This window comes from Glaciihabitans sp. UYNi722 (assembly GCF_040549465.1).
Taxonomy (GTDB): domain Bacteria; phylum Actinomycetota; class Actinomycetes; order Actinomycetales; family Microbacteriaceae; genus Lacisediminihabitans.
Window position 1 is genome coordinate 148,754 of the sequence record NZ_JBEPTL010000004.1, and the last position, 19,912, is coordinate 168,665.

17 protein-coding genes and 2 riboswitches are annotated in these 19,912 nt (G+C 63.0%); of the genes, 13 read left to right on the forward strand and 4 right to left on the reverse strand.

Annotated elements, in window-relative coordinates; all coding sequences use genetic code 11:
- Positions 1 to 37: 37 nt before the first annotated feature.
- On the reverse strand, positions 38 to 547 hold the full coding sequence (locus tag ABIB56_RS04470) for a pyridoxamine 5'-phosphate oxidase family protein (RefSeq protein WP_354567765.1): 510 nt from the start codon (positions 545 to 547) through the stop codon (positions 38 to 40).
- A gap of 137 nt (positions 548 to 684) precedes the next feature.
- Here ABIB56_RS04470 and ABIB56_RS04475 point away from each other — a divergent pair, with 137 nt between their 5' ends.
- The 5 genes from ABIB56_RS04475 to ABIB56_RS04495 all read left to right on the forward strand — a co-directional run bounded on the left by ABIB56_RS04475 (position 685) and on the right by ABIB56_RS04495 (position 6,472).
- Positions 685 to 1,872, forward strand: coding sequence for an NAD(P) transhydrogenase subunit alpha (locus tag ABIB56_RS04475; RefSeq protein WP_354567766.1), 1,188 nt, complete (start codon positions 685 to 687; stop codon positions 1,870 to 1,872).
- Entirely contained in the window at positions 1,869 to 2,183 is a 315-nt protein-coding gene (locus ABIB56_RS04480) for an NAD(P) transhydrogenase subunit alpha part 2 (protein ID WP_354567768.1), read from the forward strand. Before ABIB56_RS04475 ends, ABIB56_RS04480 begins: the two co-directional genes overlap by 4 nt.
- Positions 2,180 to 3,598, forward strand: a complete 1,419-nt coding sequence (locus ABIB56_RS04485) for an NAD(P)(+) transhydrogenase (Re/Si-specific) subunit beta (protein WP_354567770.1) — start codon at positions 2,180 to 2,182, stop codon at positions 3,596 to 3,598. Before ABIB56_RS04480 ends, ABIB56_RS04485 begins: the two co-directional genes overlap by 4 nt.
- Positions 3,599 to 3,664: 66 nt before the next feature.
- On the forward strand, positions 3,665 to 4,255 hold the full coding sequence (locus tag ABIB56_RS04490; protein ID WP_354567771.1) for a DoxX family protein: 591 nt from the start codon (positions 3,665 to 3,667) through the stop codon (positions 4,253 to 4,255).
- Between the two features lie 294 nt (positions 4,256 to 4,549).
- On the forward strand, positions 4,550 to 6,472 hold the full coding sequence (locus ABIB56_RS04495; RefSeq protein ID WP_354567772.1) for a potassium transporter Kup: 1,923 nt from the start codon (positions 4,550 to 4,552) through the stop codon (positions 6,470 to 6,472).
- Between the two features lie 57 nt (positions 6,473 to 6,529).
- Here the strand turns inward: ABIB56_RS04495 and ABIB56_RS04500 are convergent, their stop codons facing one another.
- Together ABIB56_RS04500 and ABIB56_RS04505 are read right to left on the reverse strand one after the other, a co-directional pair.
- Positions 6,530 to 7,225: a J domain-containing protein gene (locus ABIB56_RS04500; protein WP_354567774.1), complete on the reverse strand. Its 696-nt coding sequence runs from the start codon at positions 7,223 to 7,225 to the stop codon at positions 6,530 to 6,532.
- Between the two features lie 59 nt (positions 7,226 to 7,284).
- A complete protein-coding gene (locus ABIB56_RS04505) occupies positions 7,285 to 7,626 on the reverse strand; it encodes a helix-turn-helix domain-containing protein (protein ID WP_354567775.1) in 342 nt (113 codons plus the stop codon).
- Between the two features lie 212 nt (positions 7,627 to 7,838).
- Here ABIB56_RS04505 and ABIB56_RS04510 point away from each other — a divergent pair, with 212 nt between their 5' ends.
- The 4 genes from ABIB56_RS04510 (at position 7,839) to gcvP (ending at position 13,277) form a co-directional block, all read left to right on the forward strand.
- Positions 7,839 to 8,447, forward strand: coding sequence for an LON peptidase substrate-binding domain-containing protein (locus ABIB56_RS04510; protein WP_354567777.1), 609 nt, complete (start codon positions 7,839 to 7,841; stop codon positions 8,445 to 8,447).
- A gap of 169 nt (positions 8,448 to 8,616) precedes the next feature.
- Positions 8,617 to 8,710: riboswitch (glycine riboswitch) on the forward strand.
- A gap of 1 nt (position 8,711) precedes the next feature.
- Positions 8,712 to 8,807: riboswitch (glycine riboswitch) on the forward strand.
- A gap of 36 nt (positions 8,808 to 8,843) precedes the next feature.
- Positions 8,844 to 9,980, forward strand: coding sequence for a glycine cleavage system aminomethyltransferase GcvT (gene gcvT, locus ABIB56_RS04515; RefSeq protein ID WP_354567778.1), 1,137 nt, complete (start codon positions 8,844 to 8,846; stop codon positions 9,978 to 9,980).
- A complete protein-coding gene (gene gcvH, locus ABIB56_RS04520) occupies positions 9,973 to 10,344 on the forward strand; it encodes a glycine cleavage system protein GcvH (RefSeq protein WP_354567779.1) in 372 nt (123 codons plus the stop codon). The genes gcvT and gcvH overlap by 8 nt, the downstream gene beginning before the upstream one ends.
- Positions 10,344 to 13,277 carry an aminomethyl-transferring glycine dehydrogenase gene (gene gcvP / locus ABIB56_RS04525; RefSeq protein WP_354567780.1) on the forward strand — a complete coding sequence of 978 codons (2,934 nt, stop codon included), beginning with the start codon at positions 10,344 to 10,346 and terminating at the stop codon, positions 13,275 to 13,277. Before gcvH ends, gcvP begins: the two co-directional genes overlap by 1 nt.
- Before the next feature lie 7 nt (positions 13,278 to 13,284).
- Here gcvP and ABIB56_RS04530 read toward each other — a convergent pair whose 3' ends face one another.
- Positions 13,285 to 14,091, reverse strand: coding sequence for a CPBP family intramembrane glutamic endopeptidase (locus ABIB56_RS04530; RefSeq protein WP_354567782.1), 807 nt, complete (start codon positions 14,089 to 14,091; stop codon positions 13,285 to 13,287).
- 379 nt (positions 14,092 to 14,470) lie between these two features.
- Here ABIB56_RS04530 and ABIB56_RS04535 point away from each other — a divergent pair, with 379 nt between their 5' ends.
- The 4 genes from ABIB56_RS04535 to ABIB56_RS04550 all read left to right on the forward strand — a co-directional run bounded on the left by ABIB56_RS04535 (position 14,471) and on the right by ABIB56_RS04550 (position 19,829).
- Positions 14,471 to 16,081 carry a peptide ABC transporter substrate-binding protein gene (locus ABIB56_RS04535; RefSeq protein ID WP_354567783.1) on the forward strand — a complete coding sequence of 537 codons (1,611 nt, stop codon included), beginning with the start codon at positions 14,471 to 14,473 and terminating at the stop codon, positions 16,079 to 16,081.
- A 151-nt stretch (positions 16,082 to 16,232) separates the two neighbouring features.
- Entirely contained in the window at positions 16,233 to 17,162 is a 930-nt protein-coding gene (locus ABIB56_RS04540; protein ID WP_354567784.1) for an ABC transporter permease, read from the forward strand.
- Positions 17,152 to 18,108 carry an ABC transporter permease gene (locus ABIB56_RS04545; RefSeq protein WP_354567785.1) on the forward strand — a complete coding sequence of 319 codons (957 nt, stop codon included), beginning with the start codon at positions 17,152 to 17,154 and terminating at the stop codon, positions 18,106 to 18,108. Before ABIB56_RS04540 ends, ABIB56_RS04545 begins: the two co-directional genes overlap by 11 nt.
- Positions 18,105 to 19,829: a dipeptide ABC transporter ATP-binding protein gene (locus tag ABIB56_RS04550; RefSeq protein WP_354567786.1), complete on the forward strand. Its 1,725-nt coding sequence runs from the start codon at positions 18,105 to 18,107 to the stop codon at positions 19,827 to 19,829. The genes ABIB56_RS04545 and ABIB56_RS04550 overlap by 4 nt, the downstream gene beginning before the upstream one ends.
- Positions 19,830 to 19,912: the final 83 nt, after the last annotated feature.

Sequence of the window (19,912 nt, forward strand, 5' to 3'; positions counted from 1 at the left end):
TGGTTGAGCCCAGCCTGCGATCTGGTAGCGCACTCGTCTAGGTCGAAGGTCCCGCGTATTTGCGCTCCGCCTGAAGGTGCCCGGTGAAACGTCGGCCGCGGATCTGTGTCGGATCGATGCGCACGTAGACATAGAGACTCGTGGGTACCCATTCGGAGAATGACAGGAGATCTGCGCCTCTGAGCTCGGTTTCATCCTCCAGCACCCGCGCAGTTCCTTTGACGACAACGCTCCAGTCGCCGGATTCTGTTCGTGCGTCGGCTTCGAAGACGACCGAGTCGTTACTGATGAGGTCGTGCAGTTTGGTGCCCTCTGCTGTGCGGAAGACGATTGCCGCATCCTGGGCGCGATAGTCGACAGGGAAGATCTCTGGCCTGTTGTCGACGCTCAGACCGAGATGGCCGAACGTGGATGCCGAGAGCAATTCCCAGCTTTCGATGTCGGAAAGTTCGGTGACCGGTCCTTGCGGCGACAGCTCGTCTTCATTCTTCTCGTGCGCCATGATGCCTTCTTTCTCCGTTGTTTCCAGCAGATCAGTTGCCGGCATGCCACGGATAGAGCCGGAAGTCCCAGGAATCCGATGGGACCTTCGCCCCTACACGCGCTCCCTTGCGCAATCACACTCGCTCTAGGTGCCCGATGCACCGCGCGGCAAACAGCCGTGATGAAGTCCAGGGAGTGGTCATGAGTGGTGTCACGGTGGGTGTGCTGACCGAAACCGCAGCGGATGAGCGGCGAGTCGCCCTTGATCCCAGCGCCGTTGTGCGGTTAGTTGCAGCAGGCCGCACAGTTCTCGTGCAGAGCGGCGCAGGAAAAGAAGCAAGCTTTGCCGACGCTGACTACGAGGCATCCGGCGCAACAATCTCGACCCGCCGTGCTGTGCTGACCACGAGCAATGTGATCGCTGTAGTGCGCGCTCTTGACGAAGCGCTTATCGACGACTTTCATACCAACCAACTGGTGATCGGACTCCTGGAACCGCTGACCCATCTCGCATCGATGCAGAAGCTGGCCGATCGCGGTATCACGGCAGTGGCATTCGAGCTTCTCCCACGCACCCTCAGCCGCGCCCAGTCAATGGATGCACTGAGCTCACAGTCGAGCGCCGCCGGGTACCGCGCAGCGATCGTGGCCGCTGCGACCTTCGGACGTTATCTACCGATGATGATCACCGCCTCAGGAACGGCGACGCCGGCGAAGGTCATCGTGATCGGCGCAGGGGTCGCCGGACTTCAGGCCATCGCGACGGCGAAGAGGCTCGGCGCCGTGGTCACGGGATACGACGTGCGCGAGTCCTCCCGAGGCGAAGTCGAATCCTTGGGCGCGACGTTTCTGACGCCGCTGGTCACCACTGGCAGCGGCGCGGGAGGGTACGCGCGAGCAATGTCGGTGGAAGAACAGAGAGTCCAGCGTGCAGAACTGGCCGCGGCTCTCCGGTCCTTCGACATCATCATCACAACGGCAAAGGTTCCGGGCAAGACCCCACCGATGCTCGTCTCGAAGGAAACGCTGGCAACGTTGCGATCCGGCTCCGTCTGCATCGACCTCGGCTCGAGTGACCGAGGCGGCAACATCGCCGGCTCGGTCGAGGGACATACGACCACAACGTCGAATGGTGTCACTATCGTCGGCGCGGGCGAACTCGCCTCCGATCTGCCGGCGTCCGCCTCGCAGATGTACGGCAGGAATGTGGTCGCGGCTATCGCCTCGCTGATACCGCAGGACCGGGTGACGATCGACCCGTCGGACGACGTCCATCGCGGCATTGTGGTCTGTCATGACGGCGAACTGACGAACGCCGTAGTCCGATCCGCCGTCGGGCTGCGATCGCTCGAAGCATCCGTAGTCGGCCTGGAGGTCGCGGCGTCATGATCGAAACACTTTTCGGCAACCTTGCGATCTTCGTACTGAGCCTTCTCGTCGGTTTCGAGGTGATCAGCAAGATCCCCACCACACTCCACACCCCGATGATGTCGGGTGCGAACGCCATCCACGGCGTTGTTATTGTCGGGGCAATTATCACGGCTTCCGCGGCTGACAGTCCGGCCGGCTATGCGTTGACGTTCGTCGCCGCGGCATTCGCGACGGCCAATGTGTTGGGCGGCTACGTCGTCACCGATCGGATGCTGAAGATGTTCACGAAACCGAGAACGATCACGGAATCAGTGGAGGACGCCTCATGACCGGCGTCGAGTTCAGTATCGGAAGTCTCTCGCTCGTCGCGGCCATAATGTTTGTGATCGGTCTGCACCTCATGCGCGCCCCGTCGACCGCACGACGCGGCAATGGGGTCTCCGCGATCGGGATGGGCGTTGCCGTCGTCTCGGCGGCCGTCTTCTCCCTCGTCGATGCTGACAATCCGTGGGGGTGGATCGCCCTCACGCTCGGCCTCATCGCCGGCGGTCTCTTCGGCGTCTTCCGTGCCCGCAGGGTCCCGATGACCGAGATTCCACAACTCGTCAGTGTCTTCAACGCCGTTGGGGGTGGAGCCGCCGCCACGGTCGCGCTCGCGGACTACGTGCTCCACCTGCGTGCATCGACGTTGCCGCCGGTCACCTCCATTCCTCTGGTGCTGGACGTTCTAATCGGATCGGTGACGCTTTCGGGTTCTCTGATCGCGGCGGGCAAGCTCCAGGGCATCATCCCTGGAAAGCCCATCCGATTCCCAGGGGCACGAGCCATCAACGTGATTGTGGTGTTCACCGCTCTTGCTGCTGGGGCGCTGGTGACTCTCTCCACACACAACCTCGTGCTGATGCTGGTCGTCCTCATTGCGGCACTCGCGTTCGGTGTGCTGATGGTGCTTCCGATCGGTGGAGCCGACGCGCCGGTTATCGTTTCGCTCCTCAACGCTCTCACCGGACTTGCGGTCGCTATGGCGGGCTTCGCGATTGACAATCAGGCATTGATCATCGCCGGCGCCCTGGTCGGAGCGGCCGGGACGATCCTCACCCTTCAGATGGCGAAGGCCATGAACCGGCCGGTGGTGAGCATCATCCTTGGCGGCTTCGGCACCGGCGATTCGGTCTCGACATCCAGAGGCATCGCAGATGACCTCACGGACATCCGCCAGGTCAGTGTCGATGACGTCGCAATCCAACTCGCCTATGCCAGGCACGTGCTCATCGTTCCCGGATACGGTCTCGCGGCGGCGCAGGCCCAGCACGAGGTTGCGGAACTTGCGACACTGCTGACGGCGCACGGTGTCGATGTTAAATACGCCATCCACCCGGTTGCGGGTCGGATGCCGGGTCACATGAATGTGCTTCTCGCAGAAGCCAATGTGCCGTACACGCAGATGCTCCAGCTGGACGAAGCCAACGCGGCTTTCGACACCTGTGATATCGCGCTTGTCGTCGGAGCCAACGATGTATGCAACCCGGTTGCGCGCCGGCCCGGTAACGCCGTCTCGGGAATGCCGATTCTCGATGTCGATCGCGCCGCCTCAGTCGTGGTGCTGAAGAGATCGATGAGCACCGGATACGCAGGAATACCCAACCCCCTTTTCACGGATGCTAAGACCGGAATGTTCTTCGCCGATGCCAAGAAAGGACTCGCCGACATCATCGTCGCCACGAAAGAATACGTCGCCGCCTGACACCTGGGCGACGCTCCACGCCAGATCCATCAGCATGCACATCAAGCCACAAGAAAGCAGAACATCATGACAACTGCAGCGCACACCACACCAATAATTCGTGAGAAGGTCCCCATCGGTGACAGCAGCCTCGCGAGAGAGACCGACATCGTTCGCTCGCGAGCCGGACGCTGGACGCTTGCCGTGCTTCGACTGGCAACCGGATTCATCTTCCTCTGGGCGTTCTTCGACAAGACATTCGGCTGGGGATACTCCACGCCGGCAGCCCGGGCGTGGATCAATGGCGGCACTCCCAGCCAAGGGTTCCTCAACAGTCCATCGGTTGTCGGACCGCTGAAGCCTTTCTTCGCCGCGATTGCGAGCCCGGCGTCTGACATCCTGTTTATGGCAGGCATGCTCGGCATCGGCATCGCCGTGATGCTGGGCGTGGGACTCCGCGTCAGTGCTGTAGCCGGTACGGTCATCATGGTGTTCATGTATCTGGCGGAGTGGTCATTCGGCGCCAACGCGGCATCGACTAACCCGATCGTCGACTACCACATCATCTACGCGATCGCCCTGATCGTCGTTGCGGTCTTTTCGGCGGGGGACACCTTCGGCCTCGGCAGGATCTGGAAGAGCCTGCCGGTCGTGGAGAAGCATCGCTGGCTCGTCTAGTAGTGCATCACACGCCGTTGGTCGGCGCCCGCTGAACACACGCCGACCAACGGTTCGCTGTGACCAGGCAGGAGAAACGCGTTCTGGTCGGCTCTCGGAGGCATCCCACCCATACTTGTCATCAGACACGCCTTAGCATGGTGAACGAGTCGAGTTTTGTAGTCGTGCATCTCTGGAAGGTGAAGTAGCCGTGCTCAGGTGCGATCAAGGAGTGAATTGCGTGGAAACGAGACCTGGCCGCCCTATGACGCGGACTCTTAGTCGAGTCGACCGCAGCAGCCGCATGGCCGCCCGGTGAACCGACCACCACTGGGGTCCGTCGCCAACCGGGGGAAGTCCCGCGCTGTAGGTCTGGCGGTCGCGGCGTTAGGCGTCGTGTTCGGTGATATCGGTACCAGTCCGCTTTACGCCCTGCAGACGGTCTTCAGCATTGATGGAGGCGCTGTACGCCCCACTCCGAGTGACATTTACGGGGTGATCTCGTTGATGTTTTGGAGCGCGACGATTGTGGTCTCGATCAAATACGTCACGATTCTGATGCGTGCGGACAACAACGGTGAGGGCGGGGTTATGGCCCTGGCTGCGCTCGCGCAGCGCCTTTATGCATCGAAAGCCGGACGGGCCAGCACCCTGCTGATTATCGGAATCGTTGGGGTTTCCCTGTTCTATGGTGACTCGCTGATCACGCCCGCGATCAGTGTCCTCTCGGCGGTCGAGGGACTGAAGGTTGCTGTCCCCAGCGTGAGTCATCTGGTCGTGCCGATCGCGGCGGTAATCCTGACCCTTCTGTTTGTGGTGCAACGTTATGGCACCGCACGGGTCGGGCGCCTTTTCGGTCCGGTGATGATGCTGTGGTTCGTTGTGATCGCCGCCGCGGGCGTTGCCATGATGGTTCGTGAACCCTCGGTGCTGCTGGGGCTGTCACCGACCTATGCGATTACCTTCATCGTCGCCCACCCGGCGCTCGCGTTCGTCGCGATGGGGGCGGTGGTGCTGGTGATCACGGGCGCAGAGGCTCTCTACGCCGACATGGGCCACTTCGGTCGCCCGCCGATTCGCCGGGCATGGTTCGCGGTGGTGTTCCCCGCATTGGCGCTGAACTACCTGGGACAGGCAGCGTTGATCCTGCACGATCCTGGGGCGCGCTCAAACCCGTTCTTCCTGTTGTTTCCGGACTGGGCGCGTCTTCCGGTTGTGGTTCTGGCCACCGCCGCCACGATTATCGCCAGCCAGGCAGTCATCTCCGGGGCGTTCTCGCTGACCCGTCAAGCGGTACAGCTCGGTTTGTTCCCACCACTGACTGTGCGCCAGACATCGGAACGTCATGGCGGCCAGATCTACCTGCCCGCGGTGAATCTTCTGCTGTTCATCGGTGTGATGGCCGTGATGCTGGCGTTCCAATCATCCGCACAATTGGCGACAGCGTACGGAGTGTCTGTGACAGGCGCCCTCGTGGTCGACACCCTGCTGCTGCTGTTCGTAGCACGCCTCCTCTGGAACTGGGGATGGGTCAAGATCACTGTCGCCGCACTAGTGTTCGGCGGTCTCGAAATCACCTTCCTGAGTGCGAACCTGTCGAAAGTCATCCACGGCGGATGGGTGCCTCTCGTCATCGCCGCCGCGGTGATTACTGTCATGACCACCTGGCGACGTGGCCGAGAGCTGGTAGTTGCGGATCGAACCAAGAAGGAAGGCTCCTTGGCGGAGTTCATCGAAAGTGTGCGTGCTCAGCGTGTGCCTCGAGTCGCTGGGATCGCCATATTCCTCCATCCGAACAAAACCACAACACCGCTGGCCCTTCGAGCGAATGTGGAACACAACAACGTGCTCCACAAACGCGTCATCATCGTCTCGGCCATCATCGAGAACGTGCCGCACGTCCCTCCAGCGGATTCCTTCGAGTGGGATGACCTCGGCTACGCCGACGACGGTATCGAGCACGTGACAATCCGATTCGGATTCTCTGACACGCCCAACATTCCGAAGGCTCTCCGTAAAGCGTGCGCCGCAAACGTCCTGACTCTCAATCCCAACCAAATGAAAAAGGCATCATTCTTCGTTTCGCGCGGTGCAATCCGTTCGACGCACGCTCCGGGCATGGCAAAGTGGCGCAAGACCCTCTTCGTCGCACTCGCCCAAAACGCGGCCAACCCCGCCGCACGATTCGGTCTGCCGGCACGGCGAACTGTGACGATGGGCAGCGACGTCGATATCTAAAGGACCGAGGCCAGCGATTCGATGCCGCGGCCTGACGCCCGGATTGAGAACTGACCGCTAGGCCGTCGACGAAACGCGGGGGCGAGACAGCCGCGCTGCCGCAAGACGCAGCACGAGCACGGCGAGCGCGACGACTGTCAGCAGCGCCCAGATGCTGCCAGGGACGACCGTAGTCGAGAATAGGCCGATCTGCGCTGTCGACAGCGGCCAGAGCAGTGCCCCGAAGGCGAGGAGTGCGATGAAGATCTTCGGCGGACGGTTGAAGCCGCCCACCACCCAGGCCAACCCGATGACGAGTGCCGGGATCAGCCGCGGGGTCGTCAGCGTCAGCGGACCGGAGTAGCAGAAGACGAACACCACGATCGTCGCGGCGACGATGAGGGCAGCGGCGACCGTGAAAGCGACAAGCCATGGCAGACCGCTCTCGGTCGTGGATGCCGCAGCTCGAGCCGCGGCAGGAGCAGGTTTCGGCGGCTCAGGCCGCCACTCGCTGCGGAAGGTGGCGTAGGCAGCGCGTCCGGCCGGGCTGGGGCGCTGTCGACGTGCGCGCATGCGCTCATCGAATTGCGAGCGCAACACCGGATCGAGGAGGGCGTTCTGCGCTTCGTTGAGACGAAGTGTCATTGCTGCGCCCGCAGCGCCGGCCACATCCGGGTGGTAAATCCGGATCAGTCGTCGATATGCGGTACGAATTTCATCCGCTGTGGCTTCGGGCGTCACACACAGCAATTCGTAATGGCTCGGGGGTTCCATTGCTGTTGATCATAGGGCATTTGAGTCCCCCAAAAGAGGGACACGGGAAAATTGTGCGACTAGCGGGACTGCCGGCGCTTTCCGACCCGAGGAGCGCCCTTCACCGCCGGCGCACGGCCCTTACCTTTCGAGGCCTTGGCTTTGCCGCCGGCCGGGCGCGCGGCGACGTTGGCCGCGGTCCTGGCCCTTTCCGCTTCCGCGGTGGCGAGAAGTGCCGCCCCCGCGCCGGTGAGCGTCGTGGTGTCGGCCGAGTAGTCGAAGAGCGGATAGCCGAGATCCGCTTCCAGCCTCTTCACCGACGACACCAGTGTGGCGCGCGAGACGCCGACCGATTTTGCTGCGTGCGCGAAGTGCAACTGTTTCGCTGCGGCGACGAAATGCTGCATCTGGTCGTTGCTCACGGCATCCGTTCGGTCGGTCCACGCCAGTCGTGGATGACATTCAGGTTACGCGGTGACCGAGAGAGCTGTTGCGGCATCCGCTTCATTCACTGGGCGCCCAGGTCTGCGACCCTATGGGCCTGGCGGTGCGCTCGCCACTCCCGACACGGATCCGAGTCCCGCCGAGCCCCTTACCCCTTGGCATAGCGGGGCTGTCGTGGTTCTCTGGACTGGTGACCGACTTGCCGATGTTCCCGCTCGGATCCGTCTTGTTCCCGCACATGCCTGTGCAATTGCGGGTGTTCGAGGAGCGCTACCTGGTAATGCTGTCGCGCATACTGCAGCAGGAGCCATCCGAATTCGGGATCGTGCTCATCGAGCGGGGCCAGGAAGTGGGCGGCGGCGAACACCGTTTCGAACTCGGCACCGTCGCGCAGATCACCGAACTCGAGGGCGCTGAGGGTTTTGTCGGGCTGGTCGCTGAGGGCGGTCGCCGGATCGAGGTCGTCGAGTGGCTCGACGAGGATCCGCATCCGCAGGCGACGGTGCGCGAGGTCGCGCCGCTGGAGTGGGACGACGCGCTGCTACCGCTTCGTGAGCGTGCTGAACAGACCGTGCGTCGCGCTCTCGCTATCGCCAGCGAATTCAGCGACCAACAGTGGGCCGCCGACACCGAACTCTCCGACGATGCCGTCGCCTCGGCCTGGCAGTTGGCTGCCATCGCCCCGCTCAGTGAACTGGACCAGATAGCGCTGCTGCGATCAACGAGCATGGCCGCACTTCTCGGCGGCACGATCGATCGCACGCTGGCGGCGGCGGAATCGCTGACGAACGACTGGTAGCGACTGTGCGGGTCTAGCTGAAGCAGGTAAAGGCACGCAGCGGGATGTGGTTGATTGACGGTGGCATGAGCGGTGCGTTGCCGCCTCCGGCCTGCACCACGCCTATGACCGTCACGCGGTGGTGACAGACGCTTGGTAAGCTGGCAGCACAATCGAACATCGGGCCGCTCAACGCGATGCGGGAGAGTCCATCGAACACGGATGGACACCGAAGGAGCAACACTCCCCGTCAATCTCTCAGGTATGTGTACCGCATCGAACAGGCCACTCTGAAAAGCAGGACTCGACGAAGACTCCTCGCCCACGGTGAAAATCGACCCCACCGGTCGATGAAGCTCTCAGGCCTATGACAGAGGGGGAGTTCCCGCATCCGAAAGCGCTTGCCTGGAGAACTCTGTGACCGATCGATCCGCAACCACCGAAAAGTTGTCGCCCCTGCACCAGGTGCATGTCGACGCCGGTGCCAGCTTCACCGACTTCGCCGGATGGCAGATGCCGGTGCGCTATTCCAGTGATCTCGCCGAGCACCATGCGGTACGCGCGGCAGCAGGACTCTTCGATCTCTCGCACATGGCGGAGATCATCGTCATGGGGCCCGAGGCGGCGAAGGCCCTCGACTTCGCACTCGCCGGCACGATCTCGGCGATCGGTATCGGGCAGGCGAAGTACAGCCTTTTGCTCTCGGCAGACGGGGGGATCGTCGACGATGTCGTGGTGTATCGCACACACGAGAACCGATTCGGTGTCGTGGCGAACGCGTCCAACCGCTACGCAGCCGCCGGCGCTCTTTCCGCCAGGGCTGCGGGATTCGATACAACCGTGGTGGACGAGAGCGACCAGCTGGCCCTCATCGCGGTGCAGGGCCCGGCATCCCTGGCCATCATCGAGGCGCTGGAGGCCCTGCACATCCCGGTCGCACCGGGCGATCTCAAGTACTACTGGAGCGCCATCGGCAGCTATCTCGGTGGCGAGATCCTGGTCGGTCGCACCGGATACACCGGCGAGGACGGCTTCGAGCTCTATGTGGAGGCGTCGAAGGCTGTGCCGCTCTGGACCGAACTCATGACGGTGGGTGCGGAGCACGGACTGGTGCCTGCCGGGCTCGCCAGCCGCGACACCCTCCGCCTCGAAGCGGGCATGCCGCTCTACGGACACGAACTGTCTCTCGATACCTTCCCCATTCAGGCAGGTCTCGGTCGCGTCGTGAACCTGACCAAGCCGGAACCCTTCGTCGGTCGGGAGGCCGTCGAAGCCGGTCCGCCTGAGGGCGCCCGCGTGCTCGTGGGGCTTCAAGCGGACGGCAAGCGTGCCGGTCGCGCCGACTATCCGGTGTTCGATGCCGCCGAGACCGAAGTGGGCATCATCACGAGCGGCGCCCTGAGCCCGACCCTCGGCTATCCGATTGCCATGGCCTACGTCGACCCCGCGCTGAGCGAGGTCGGCACCGCACTTTTCATCGATGTTCGCGGCACTCGCGTGCCCGCATCCGTAGTTGCTCTTCCCTTCTATAAGAGAGGCCGAAATAATGGCTGACGAACAGACCGTCCAGTACACAGCAGAGCACGAATGGGTGCTGGTCGACGGCGATATCGCGACGGTCGGCATCACCTCGTACGCTGCCGACAAGCTCGGCGACGTCGTCTTCGTCGATCTTCCGACTGTCGGTTCGACGGTCGCGACCGGCAAGGTGGTCGGCGAGATCGAGTCGACCAAGTCCGTCGGCGAACTCTTCGCTCCCGTCGACGGTGAGGTGACAGAGATCAACGAGGCCGTGGTGGAGAACCCTGAGCTCGTCAACACCGATCCGTTCGGCGAAGGCTGGCTGGTGAAGGTGCGGTTCACCGAACTGCCGCCGCTGCTCACCCGCGACGAGTACACCGTGCTGGTAGGGGAGTAATGGCCGACGAGCTACTCCCGACGGGAGGTTTTGCCGAGCGTCACATCGGTACCGACGTCGAGGCCCAGAGTGTGATGCTGGAAGCCCTCGGTTACGACTCGGTCGACGACCTGGTCGGGGCCGCAGTTCCGGCATCCATCCACGTGGACGGCTTCCGCTCAGCCGCCGAGACCGCCCTCCCACCCGCGGCCACCGAGCGTGAGGCACTGGCAGAACTGCGGATGCTGGCGCGCAAGAACAGCGTCAACCGCTCGATGATCGGTCTCGGCTACTACGACACGATTACCCCGGCCGTGATCAAGCGCAACGTGCTCGAGAATCCGAGCTGGTACACCGCCTACACCCCGTATCAGCCGGAGATCTCGCAGGGCCGACTCGAGGCTCTCATCAACTTCCAGACGATGATCACCGACCTCACCGGGCTACACACGGCGAACGCGTCGATGCTCGACGAGGGCACTGCCGTGGTTGAGGGCATGATGCTGGCCCGAAGGGCGTCCAAGCTCGACCCGCGCGTCTTCATCGTCGACGCCGACACCCTCCCGCAGACGCGCGCGCTGCTGCAGAACCGTGCGGATGCCGTCGGCATCCACCTCGTCGAGTTGCCGCTGGCCGAGACCGCCCCCGCCGACCTGCCGGAGGCCTTCGGGATCTTCGTGCAGTACCCGAGCGCCTCCGGACGCGTCTGGAACCCGGCCTCCATCATCGCCGCGGCTAAGGAGAAGGGCGCGCTCGCCGTCGTCGCGGCCGACCTGCTCGCGCTCACCCTCATCGCCTCGCCCGGCGAACTCGGGGCCGACGTCGCCGTCGGCTCCAGCCAGCGCTTCGGTGTTCCTATGGGTTTCGGCGGACCGCACGCTGGGTATATGTCCGTGCGCGCCGGGCTCGAACGCCAGCTGCCGGGGCGCCTCGTCGGCGTCTCGCAGGATGCCGCCGGTCACCCCGCCTACCGCCTCTCGCTCCAGGTGCGTGAACAGCACATCCGCCGCGACAAGGCCACTTCCAACATCTGCACTGCCCAGGTGCTGCTCGCGGTCATGGCGAGCATGTACGCCGTCTATCACGGACCCCAGGGGCTCAGGCAGATCGCGACCCGCACCACACGCCTCGCACGGGTGCTCGCCCGCGCGGCCACCGAGGCCGGTCACACGATAATGTCAGCCAACTACTTCGACACCTTGACGCTGCATACCAAGACGGATGCTGCACGCCTCGTCGAGCGCGCCCACGGAGCGGGCTACCTCTTCCACCTGACTGACGACGACCACGTACAGCTCTCGGTAGACGAGACAACGACCATGGACGACATCCGCGCCGTGGCGCGCATCCTGGGCGAGGATCTCGCCGACGAGAGCGTCCCGGTCGAGATCGACGAGTGGATCCCGGCAGGCCTCCTGCGCGAGAGCGACTATCTCAGTCACCCGGTCTTCAATACGCATCGCTCAGAGACCGCCATGATGCGCTATCTCAAACATCTCGCCGACTACGACTACGCCCTCGACCGCGGCATGATCCCACTCGGTTCATGCACCATGAAGCTCAATGCCGCCACCGAGATGGAGGCCGTGAGCTGGCCGGAGTTTGCGAACATCCATCCTTTCGCCCCCGAAGCGGATGTTGAGGGCTACCTCGAACTGATCGAGCAGCTGCAGAGGTGGCTCGCCGACGTCACCGGCTACGACTCGGTCTCGCTGCAGCCCAACGCGGGCAGCCAGGGCGAACTCGCCGGCCTGCTCGCGATCCGCGGATACCACCTGTCGCGCGGCGACACTCAGCGGAACGTCTGCCTGATCCCGTCGAGTGCGCACGGAACGAACGCTGCCTCTGCGGTACTCGCCGGTATGAGGGTCGTCGTCGTCGCGACCAGCGAACTCGGCAACGTCGACCTCGACGACCTGCGGGCGAAGATCGAACTGCACGCCGATGAGCTGGCCGCGCTCATGATCACCTATCCCTCGACGCACGGTGTCTACGAGCACGAGGTCGGCGCGATCTGCAAGGCTGTGCACGATGCAGGCGGCCAGGTCTACGTCGATGGTGCCAACCTCAACGCCCTGCTCGGTTTTGCACGGTTCGGTGACTTCGGCGGAGATGTCTCGCACCTCAACCTGCACAAGACCTTCTGCATCCCGCACGGTGGCGGCGGGCCGGGTGTAGGCCCGGTCGCGGCGAAGTCGCACCTCGCGGCCTTCCTGCCAGGGCATCCGCTCGCGCAGCGGGAATTTCGTCCGGTCGAAGCGTCCTCGTTCGCTGAGCTTGTCGAAGCCTCTGACCCTGTCACAACGCCCACTCACCGCAACATCGTCAGTGCAGCTCCCTATGGCAGCCCGAGCATCCTTCCGATCAGCTGGGCTTATGTGCGCATGATGGGTGCCGACGGTCTCAAGCAGGCGACAGGAGCCGCCGTGCTGGCCGCCAACTATGTGGCGGTGCGCCTACGCGAGCACTACCCGGTGCTCTACTCAGGCGACAACGGCCTGGTGGCGCACGAGTGCATCCTCGACCTGCGTCCGCTCACGGAGTCGACAGGCGTGACCGTGGATGACGTGGCCAAGCGCCTCATCGACTACGGCTTCCACGCGCCGACGATGTCGTTCCCGGTCGCCGGCACCCTCATGGTCGAGCCAACCGAGAGCGAGGATCTCGCCGAGATCGATCGTTTCATCGAGGCCATGATCGCCATCAGGGCCGAGGCGGATGCGGTGAAGGCCGGAACCTGGACCCTCGACGACAACCCGCTCCACAACGCCCCACACACCGCGCAGTCGGTGATCGAGGGTGAGTGGACCCACTCCTACAGCCGCGAGCAGGCCGTGTACCCGGTGCGGAGCCTCATCCGCAGCAAGTACTGGCCGCCGGTGCGTCGCATCGACAACGCCTTCGGAGACCGCAACCTGGTCTGCGCCTGCCCGCCGCCGGAGGCCTTCGAGTAACGCACTGTCAGCGCGGTGCCCCGAACAGTCCCGGGAACGCGGATGCCACCCACGGGTACCCCACGAAGATGGCCGTGTCGATCACGAAGTGTGCGATTACGAGCGGGAGAACACGCCCATACCGCGAGTAGAGCCAGCCGAACAGCATCCCCATCGCGAAGTTGCCCACGAAGGCGCCGAAGCCCTGGTAGAGGTGATAGCTGCCCCGCAGTGCGGCCGCGACGACGATGATCGGCCAGGTCTTCCATCCGAGGTCGCGCAGTCGGGCAAACAGGTAGCCGATCACGATGACCTCCTCCTGCAGGCCGGCCCGCAGCGCGGAGAGCACCAGAACGGGAATGGTCCACCAGTAGGTGTCGATGGCCGACGGCACGACAGTCACCCCGATGCCGATCGCCTTACTGCCCAGATACACCCCGATGCCGGGGATGCCGATCACCAGGGCGAGAGCCAGCCCGAGTAGCGCGTCACGGCCTGGCCGCTGGAAGTCGATCCCGAGGCGAGTGAGGTGCGGGCGAGCGGCCTGCCAGAGCAGGAACGCCACCAACGCCACCGGCACCAGGTCGAAGAAGATCGCCAGGAACTGGTAGATGAAGTCGAAAACCTGTCGGTCGCTGAGTGACCCGTTAAGCGTCGCGGTCTGGCTCGACAGCGGTTTGGTCAGTGTCACGCTATTGATGATTGATACAAACGAATAGATCGCGGATGCCCCGAGCGACAGTCCGAGGACGATCAGTATTTCGGCGATTATCCGGCGTCGCGACGGCGGATGTGGCGGCTCGTGATCGAAGCGGAGGCTGTTTTCCGCCGTCACGGCAGGAGCCACCGGCTCGTGCCGAAAGTGCGACGCGGAGCGAGCGCGGCGAGAGGGCAAGGGCGCCGCACAAGAACGGCGTCTTTGGTGGTTTCCGACAAATTGACCGCCTGCATCCTCTTGATGCTACGGGGTTATTTGCGGCGGTTCACACCCTGAGAGCCTGCTGAAACGCAGCTTTCGTGCAAAATTGATAGATTCGACGCAGCCATTCTTTAGAAGGCACAACAATCTATTGTGTCTGTTACCACTGTGTAACGTTTGCCTCTACAGTTTGGCGAGGAGAGCCGACCCTACTTAGGGTTCTTTCTATCTAGCGCGGCAGGACGCTAGGAATCGTGCTGCCGTTAGCGCATCTTGCACAGGAGGAAAATTGAAAATGAGACGAATTGGCCTGGGCGTTTTCGCCCTGGCAACGGCAAGCGCCCTGGCGCTTTCGGGCTGTTCCACCGGGGGCGGCAGCACGTCACCGACATCGGCGGCCAGCACCGCGGTCATCACGGCGAACGGCACGGAGCCGCAGAACCCGCTGATCCCCACCAACACCAACGAGGTTGGCGGTGGCAAGATCACCGACAACATCTTCGCCGGACTCGTCTACTACGACGCCAAGGGTGCCCCGGTCAATGACGTGGCCAAGTCGATCAAGACCGACGACTCACAGAACTACACCATCACCATCAAGTCGGGCGAGAAGTTCACCAACGGCGAGGCTGTCACGGCCAAATCGTTCGTCGACGCGTGGAACTACGGTGCGCTGCTCAGCAACAAGCAGCTCAACAGCTACTTCTTCGAAGACATCCAGGGCTTCAGCTACGACGCAGACAGCCCACTCACGGGCCTCAAGGTCGTTGACGACCACACCTTCACCGTCGCGCTCAAGTCGAAGCTCTCCGACTTCCCGCTGCGTCTCGGCTACACGGCATTCATGCCGCTCCCGTCGATCGCTTTCAAGGACATCGCGGCCTTCGGCGCCGATCCGATCGGCAACGGCCCGTACAAGATCGCCAAGGACGGCTGGAAGCACAACGTCAAGATCGACCTCGTGGTCAACAAGGACTACAAGGGCGGACGCACCCCGAAGAACGGCGGTCTCACGATCGTCTTCTACGCGGACCTCGGAGCGGTCTACGCCGACCTTCAGGGCGGCAACCTCGACATCGACGACGCCATCGCCGAGGGTAACCTCGCGACCTACAAGGCTGACCTCGGCAACCGCTCGGTGAACCAGCCGGCCGCGATCTTCCAGTCCTTCACCATCCCGGCGCGTCTTCCGCACTTCGCTGGCAAGGAAGGCCAGTTGAGGCGTCAGGCGATCTCAGAGGCGATCAACCGTCCGCAGATCACCAAGGTCGTCTTCAGCGACACGCGCACACCGGCGAAGGACTTCACCTCGCCGGTGATCGACGGCTACTCGGCCAACATCGAGGGTTCGAACGTGCTCAAATACAACCCGACCGAGGCGAAGAAGCTCTGGGCCGAGGCCGATGCGATTTCACCGTGGTCCGGAGCCTTCCAGATCGCCTACAACGCGGATGGTGGCCACCAGGGATGGGTCGATGCAGCGATGAACAGCGTGAAGAACGTTCTGGGAATCGACGCATCCGGTGCTCCGCAGCCGACCTTCGGCGGCATTCGTACCCAGATCACCAACCGTACGATCCAGACCGCCTTCCGCAGTGGTTGGCAGGCGGACTACCCGGGTCTGTACAACTTCCTCGGACCGTTGTATGCCACTAAAGCGGGATCGAACGACGGCGACTACAGCAGCGCCAGCTTCGACGCCCTTCTCAAGAAGGGTTCCGGTGAGGCGACCCCCGCCGCAGCCAACAAGGACTTCCAGGATGCCCAGAAGATCCTGTTCAAGGACCTGCCGGTCATTCCGCTCTGGTACCAGAACGAGATCGGTGGCTGGGGCGCATCTGTCAGCAACGTGAAGTTCGGCTGGAACTCCGTGCCGCTGTACTACGAGGTCACCAAGACCAAGTAACTCGGCACTAGTCGATGCGCCATTCGTGGGGCGGTGGCCCTCAGCTACCGCCCCGCGAATATGCTTGCCTGTGTTTGTCCACCCGCATGGCGACCGAGTTTCTTAGATGGGTTTTCTCATGTTCTTCTCTCCTTTTCGGGATGCCTAGCCGATGTTCGGATACATCCTTCGGCGCATCCTGCAGGTAATACCGGTCTTACTCGGTACCACCCTGCTGATCTACTTCATGGTCTTCGCACTTCCCGGGGACCCGATCATCGCTCTCTTCGGCGACAAGACGCCGAACCCGGCGATCGTCGCCCAGCTGCGCGAGCAGTACCACCTCGACCAGCCGTTCATCGTGCAGTACCTGATCTACCTCGGCGGGATCTTCCACGGCGACTTCGGTGTCTCGTTCTCCGGCCAGCCGGTCTCCGAGATCCTCGTGCAGACCTTTCCCGTAACAATCCGGCTCGCCCTGATGGCCATCTTCATCGAGATGGTCGCCGGTATCCTCATCGGGCTGGTCAGCGGGCTGCGCAAGGGCAAGCTCTTCGACGCCAGCGCACTCGTCGTGAGCCTCATCCTGATCTCGCTGCCGATCTTCGTCATCGCATTCGTGGCACAACTCATATTCGGAATCCAACTGGGGTGGGCGAGAACCACGGTCGGGATCGGCGCACCGTTCCAGGACCTGATTCTTCCTGCCTTCGTGCTGGCGAGCATCAGCTTCGCCCAGATCGTCAGGCTCACTCGGTCATCGGTGATCGAAACCTCCGGCCTCGACTTCGTGCGCACTGCGTACAGCAAGGGTCTCAGCCGTCGTCGCGTCATCCCGTTTCACATTCTCCGGAACTCGCTCATCCCGGTGGTCACCTACCTGGCGACCGACCTCGGCGTACTACTCGTCGGTGCGACGGTGACGGAGGGTATTTTCAATGTCCCCGGCGTGGGGCGCACCCTCTATCAGGCCATCCTCAAAAACGAAGGACCCACCGTGGTGTCATTCGTCACGGTTATGGTGCTGATCTACCTGGGGGTCAATCTCCTCGTCGATCTGCTCTATGCCGTGCTTGATCCAAGGATCCGCTATGTCAAATAACCCTGCGCCCACACGATCGGCGAACCATTTCGTCGCGCCATTCGATGACACGACGCTGCTCGCCGTCGACTCGGTGGCCGCCGACAGCCAGGCGAGCAATCTTTGGCTCGACGCCTGGAGAGATCTGCGCAAGCGCCCGATGTTCTACATCTCGGCCGTGCTGATCCTGCTGGTGGTGGTTGTCGCGCTGTTCCCTGGGCTGTTCTCCTCCGTCGACCCCCGCGCTTGCGATCTGTCGCACAGCAATGGAGCGCCGACCGGCGGCCACATTCTCGGATACAACTTCCAGGGCTGCGACGTCTACTCCCGGATCATCTTCGGAACCTCAACGTCGCTCTCGGTGGGCATCATCGTGACGCTGCTCATCGGAATCCTGGGAATCACTTTCGGTGCGCTGGCAGGCTTCTACGGTGGATGGGTCGATGCGGTACTGTCCCGCATCGGCGACATCTTCTTCTCGATTCCCTACATCCTGGCAGCGGTGGTCATCATGTCGGTCTTCACCGCCTACCGGAACGTCTGGGTCATCTCGCTCGCGATCGGGCTCTTCGCCTGGCCTGCTACAGCCCGCGTACTGAGAGCCGAGGTGCTGCGGGTCAAGAACGCCGACTTCGTCATGGCGTCGACGGCACTCGGCGTCTCGCGGTTCCGCATCCTGCTACGGCATATCCTGCCGAACTCGATCGCGCCGGTGATCGTCATCACCACGATCTCGCTCGCTGCGGCGATCGTCGCGGAAGCGACACTGTCCTTCCTCGGGGTGGGGTTGCCGACACAGTTCATGTCGTGGGGTAACGACATCAACCAGGCGCAGAGGACTCTCCGCACCGCACCGCAGGTGCTGATCTATCCCTCGCTGGCGCTCTCCATCACCGTGCTCAGCTTCATCATGATGGGTGAAGTCGTGCGCGACGCACTCGACCCGAAAGCGAGGGCCTCGCGTTGAAGCCTCTCCTCGAAATCAAAGATCTGCATGTCGATTTCACCACTCAGCGTGGTCCCGTCTCTGCGGTCAGCGGAATCAACATCACGCTCATGCCTGGCGAGACGCTCGCGATCGTCGGCGAGTCGGGTTCCGGCAAGTCGACGACAGCGCACGCGATCATCAACCTGCTGCCCGGTACGGGCAAGATCAGCAGCGGCCAGATTCTCTTCGACGACCAGGACCTCGCCAAGGCCTCTGCCGACGAGATGGAAGACATCCGTGGGCGCCTGATCGGCTTCGTTCCGCAGGACCCGATGTCGAACCTCAATCCGGTCTGGGGCATCGGCTTCCAGGTCGAAGAGGCGATCAGGGCGAACGGCATCGCGACCGGTCGTAAGGCTGTCAAGAAGCGCGCGATCGAGGTGTTGAAAGAGGCTGGACTGTCGGACGCCGCGTCCCGTCTCCGCCAGTACCCCCACCAGTTCTCCGGCGGTATGCGACAGCGCGTGCTGATCGGCATCGGCCTGTCATCCAAGCCGAAGCTGCTCATCGCGGACGAGCCGACCTCGGCTCTCGACGTCACCGTACAACGGGTGATCCTCGATCACCTCGCCACCATGACCCGCGACATCAACACGGCAGTGCTCCTCATCACCCACGACCTGGGTCTGGCGGCGGAGCGGGCGGAGCAACTGGTCGTGATGTACAAGGGCAAAATCGTCGAATCCGGACCGTCGAAAGAAATTCTCGCGAACCCGATTCACCCCTACACGAAACGTCTCGTGGCGGCGGCTCCGAGCCTCGCATCGCGCCGGATACAGGCCGTGGGACTGCTGTCGCCCGAGCTCGAGAAATCCGAGCAGGGCGAGACGACGGCGACCGAGGGCATCGATCTCGTAGCCTCGGCCGAGCACCGCGCCGAGGTGCTCGGACACCAGGGCAAGCGCGAACCGGCGATTGTTGTCGACGGTCTCACCAAGGTATTCAAGCTTCGTGGCAGAGGGCTGTCGTCCACCGACTTCGTCGCCGTCGACAATGTCAGCTTCTCGATAGAGAAGGGCACCACCACGGCACTGGTGGGGGAGTCGGGTTCCGGAAAGTCGACGGTCGCGCGGATGCTGCTGAAACTCGAGCAGCCGACATCCGGCCGCACGATCATCCACGGCCAGGACAGCGCGAACCTCAACACCCGCGAGCTATTCGATCTTCGACGGCGGATGCAGCCGGTATTCCAGGACCCCTACGGTTCGCTCGACCCACTTCGCAACATCGCGAACACCATCATGGAGCCACTCAACACCCATGGGGTGGGGGACAGGGCCTCGCGGCATGCGCGCGTGCTCGAACTCCTTGACCAGGTGTCGATGCCGCACGCAGTGGCGACACGCTACCCGAACGAGCTCTCCGGCGGACAGCGCCAGCGCGTGGCGATCGCTCGTGCGCTCGCGCTCAAGCCGGATATCGTGATTCTGGACGAGGCGGTCTCCGCCCTGGACGTGCTGGTGCAGGCACAGATCCTGCGGCTGCTCGCTGACCTGCAAGAGCAGTTGGAGCTGACCTACCTGTTCATCACCCACGACCTCGCGGTGGTTCGCGTCATCGCCGACAACGTGTGCGTGATGGAGAAGGGTCGCATCGTAGAGACGGCCACTGTCGACGAGGTCTTCGGCAACCCGCGCGAGGCCTACACGCGCGAACTGCTCAACGCCATCCCTGGCGCTGGGCTCGCGCTGGGGGCGTGAGTAAACTGTTTCGCCCATAAGGGCGGTCGGAGCTGACGCTTCGGTCGGCCGCCCTGTGTCGTTCCGCGAGGTCGCATCCGATC